This is a genomic window from Marinobacter sp. (assembly GCF_033722735.1).
In the GTDB taxonomy this organism is placed as follows: domain Bacteria; phylum Pseudomonadota; class Gammaproteobacteria; order Pseudomonadales; family Oleiphilaceae; genus Marinobacter.
Map to the genome: position 1 here is coordinate 1 of NZ_JAWVYN010000053.1, position 3,887 is coordinate 3,887.

Below are 3,887 nucleotides of genomic sequence, written 5' to 3' on the forward strand. Positions count from 1 at the left end.
ACCGTAATTTTGTGCTACAGACATATCCGCCTTCCGTTAAATGTCGAGTTCTTTGGGCTGCTGGGCTGCGTGAGGATGCTCAGCGCCGGCATAGATTTTAAGCTTCTTGAACATGGCGCGGCCCAGGGGACCTTTCGGGAGCATGCCTTTCACCGAATGCTCGATGACCTGCTCAGGCGCCTTGTCGACCAGCTTCTCGAAGTTGATGGACTTGATACCACCCGGAAAGCCGGTATGACTGTAGTACATCTTGTCAGCTGATTTCTTGCCGGTTACCCGAACCTGGCTGGCATTGATCACCACAATATAATCGCCAGTATCGACATGAGGGGTAAACTCAGGCTTATGCTTGCCCCGCAGACGAAGGGCGATCTCGGTTGACAGACGACCCAGCGTCTTGCCGGCTGCGTCTACAACGTACCAGTCACGTTTTACGGTTTCTGGTTTCGCACTCAGAGTCTTCATTGATTCCGCCTTGAACGCTATATAAGAAACGTTAAAAGCCGCCACTGACAGGCGCTATACGCTCAGTGGGGGCTTTTGACCTGTAATGTTTGTCGGCAGGGTCACCAATCGGGGCTGATGTTGTTGACCACGCCTTGAAAAGCCAGGGCGCGAAGTATATCCGAACAGACCGCCAAAAGCCAACCCCTGCAAACCGGAAATCAGGCCTCGTCCGTCCAGCGGTAAAGCGCCCTGACATTGGCCGCCAGTGCCTCCCGGATACGGGCTTCGGATTCGGTGCGCAACTCGCAGAGCGCGGCCAGCACCCGCTCCAGATTGACCGGACTGTTGTCGCCTTTGGCGACACCGGCAGGCGGCATGTCCGGGGCATCGGTTTCCAGAACCAGTGCCTCCAGGGGCATCTGGGCAATGGCGGTGCGGGTCTTGCTGGCCCGCTCGTGGGTGATCACGCCACCCACCCCCAGATAGCAGCCCTGGTCCACCAGTTTGCTTGCCTGCTCCTTGCTGCCGGAAAAGCCGTGTACCAGCACCGGCGCTCGGGGGCCAACCCGCTTCAGGGTCACCAGTACCTCGTCGTGGGTCCGCACCGAATGGATCACCAGGGGCCAGTCCAGATCCCGGGCCAGCTCCACCTGCGCTTCGAACCAGGGCTGCTGGCGATCCAGTTCGCCATGGATGCGATCCAGACCGCACTCCCCCAGAGCCACGCAGCCCTCGGGCTGATCTTCCAGCCTCTGGCGAAGTTGTGACAGGGCCTGATCGTCGTGCTCATCCACGTACCATGGGTGGATACCAAGGCAGTAGTAGATATTCTTATGCGCCCTGGCCACGTCCGCTACCCGGTCCCAATGCGCCCACCGCACGCCGGGTATAACCAGGCGCTCGATGCCGCGGCTCTGGAGGTCCGAGAGGATACGGTCCCGCCGGCCGTCGAACTCGGCGAAATCGAAATGGCAGTGTGCGTCGACCAGGCCCATGGGATTGCCCCCTGTCAGTGCTCCCGGGTCTTGTGGAATTCGATCTCGGGATGGCGCTCCTGGGCCAGTTGCAGGTTGACCATGGTGGGCGCGATGTAGGCGAGCCGGTCACTGCCGTCGAGGGCAATGTTGTCGTTGGCCTTGCGCACGAACTCGTCGAGCTTGCGCTCGTCCTTGCAGCTGACCCAGCGGGCCGTAGCCACGTTAATGGGCTCGTACACCGCTTCCACCTTGTATTCGCTCTTGAGGCGACTGACCACCACGTCAAACTGCAGTACGCCGACGGCGCCCACGATCAGATCGTTGTTCTTAACCGGCCGGAACACCTGCACCGCGCCTTCCTCGGACAGCTGCACCAGGCCCTTCTGCAGCTGTTTGGCCTTGAGCGGGTCCTTGAGGCGGATGCGGCGGAACAGTTCCGGCGCAAAGTTCGGGATGCCGGTGAATTTCATGTCCTCACCGGCGGTAAAGGTGTCGCCAAGCTGGATGGTGCCGTGATTGTGCAGGCCGATGATGTCGCCGGCGAATGCTTCTTCTGCGTGCTCACGATCACCGGCCATGAAGGTCAGCGCGTCGGAGAAACGCACGTCCTTGCCGATCCGCACATGACGCGCCTTCATACCCTGATTGTAGCTGCCCGAGACAATGCGCAGGAAAGCGACCCGGTCCCGATGCTGGGGGTCCATGTTGGCCTGGATCTTGAAAACGAAGCCGGAGAACCCTTCCTCTTCGGGTTTCACCACGCGCTGATCGGTCTCCCGCGGTTGGGGCGGCGGCGCCCAGTCGATCAGACCGTCCAGCATGTGGTCGACACCAAAATTACCCAGTGCAGTGCCGAAGAACACGGGTGTCAGCTGGCCGGCCAGAAAGGCCTCCAGGTCGAATTCGTGGGAAGCACCCTTGACCAGCTCGATCTCGTCCCGCAGGTCGGACGCATAGGCCCCCAGCGCAGTGTCCAGCTCCGGGTTATCGAGACCTGCGATCACGCGCCGCTCCTGGATGGTGTGGCCCTGCCCGGACTTGTAGAGCACCACCTCGTCCCGCAGCAGGTGGTAAACGCCCTTGAAATTCTTGCCGTTGCCGATGGGCCAGGTAATGGGCGCACAGGCGATCTTGAGGACCTCCTCCACTTCGTCCATCAGCTCGACGGGGTCACGGGTATCCCGGTCCAGCTTGTTCATGAAGGTCAGGATCGGGGTATCCCGCAGCCGGGTTACCTCCATCAGCTTGATGGTGCGCTCCTCGACGCCTTTGGCGCTGTCGATCACCATCAGGCAGGAGTCCACGGCAGTCAGCGTGCGGTAGGTGTCCTCGGAGAAGTCTTCGTGGCCCGGCGTGTCCAGCAGATTGACCAGGCGGCCGCCATAGGGGAACTGCATCACGGAGGTGGTCACCGAAATGCCCCGCTCCTTCTCCATTTCCATCCAGTCGGACTTGGCGTGCTGACCGGATTTCTTGCCTTTGACGGTGCCCGCCTTCTGGATCGCCTGGCCGAACAGGAGCACTTTCTCCGTAATGGTGGTTTTACCGGCGTCTGGGTGGGAAATAATGGCAAACGTACGACGCTGGCCCACTTCCTTGGAAAGGTTCGACATGGTTATGAATGGCCTGGGCTGGGAAATTATCAAACGGTCGCCATTATAGATTTTGTGGCGACAAGACGCGAGTCACGCCGGCTGCAGATCCAGCGCCAGCACCAGGGCGTCCTCCGGACCGTCAGCGCCGGGGTAGTAGCCGTTGCGCCGGCCAATCTGGCTGAAGCCTTCATTGAGATAGAGCGCCGCGGCAGCCTGGTTGCTGACCCTGACCTCAAGCAGCACCCGGCTCATGCCGTCATGGCCGGCCTGGGCCATCAGATGCCGGAGCAGTTGCCGACCGGCGCCGTTGCGCCGGCTATGGCGGGCAACACAGAGATTGAGCAGGTGGGCCTCATCCACCAGGTAGGCCACTACTGCGTAACCAAGGAGGCTGTCGGCCTCCCACAACCCCCAGAGCCGGTAATCGGCCCGGAAGCAGTCACGAAACACCGCTTCACTCCAGGGGTTGCTGTAACCCTGGCGCTCTATATCGAGCATCTCGGGGAGGTGTTCAGCGGTTAACGCCCGCACCAGCCGGGTGGCGTCCCTCGCAGTCAGGTAGGAATCAGTCACCGGCGTTGACCAGGGGCCGCAAACGGCTCCAGAGCGCGCGCTTGCGCCCCGGGTCGCTAGCCAGTGCCGGCAGGGAATACTCGAAGTCCACTGCAGGCTCCCCCAGAGCGCCAGCCAGCCACTCCCTCCGGTCCGGCCAATCCTCCCCCTGGCAGAGGCCGAGGGCAATGAGGCGCTGATCCGGCCAGTCCCGCCGCAGATCCTCCAGCAAGGTCCTGAGCCCGGCCCGGTCGTTGCCCGCCACCGCCGGGTTGTTGAATACCGGCCACTGCAGGTTGAACGACGACTCCGCTTC

At 61.6% G+C, this 3,887-nt stretch carries 4 protein-coding genes and 1 pseudogene; all 5 read right to left on the reverse strand.

The annotated features are described in order from the left end of the window. Positions 1-36: 36 nt before the first annotated feature. A complete protein-coding gene (gene rplM, locus R3175_RS17885) occupies positions 37-465 on the reverse strand; it encodes a 50S ribosomal protein L13 (protein WP_318945703.1) in 429 nt (142 codons plus the stop codon). Positions 466-665: 200 nt separating this feature from the next. Next, positions 666-1,442: a TatD family hydrolase gene (locus R3175_RS17890; protein WP_318945704.1), complete on the reverse strand. Its 777-nt coding sequence runs from the start codon at positions 1,440-1,442 to the stop codon at positions 666-668. A 14-nt stretch (positions 1,443-1,456) separates the two neighbouring features. Continuing rightward, complete coding sequence (gene prfC / locus R3175_RS17895) at positions 1,457-3,037, reverse strand: peptide chain release factor 3 (protein WP_318945705.1); 1,581 nt, start codon at positions 3,035-3,037, stop codon at positions 1,457-1,459. Between the two features lie 72 nt (positions 3,038-3,109). Next, positions 3,110-3,592, reverse strand: coding sequence for a ribosomal protein S18-alanine N-acetyltransferase (gene rimI / locus R3175_RS17900; RefSeq protein WP_318945706.1), 483 nt, complete (start codon positions 3,590-3,592; stop codon positions 3,110-3,112). Then, positions 3,585-3,887, reverse strand: a pseudogene (locus R3175_RS17905) (hypothetical protein); the annotation flags it as partial. The gene rimI and the pseudogene R3175_RS17905, both read right to left, overlap by 8 nt.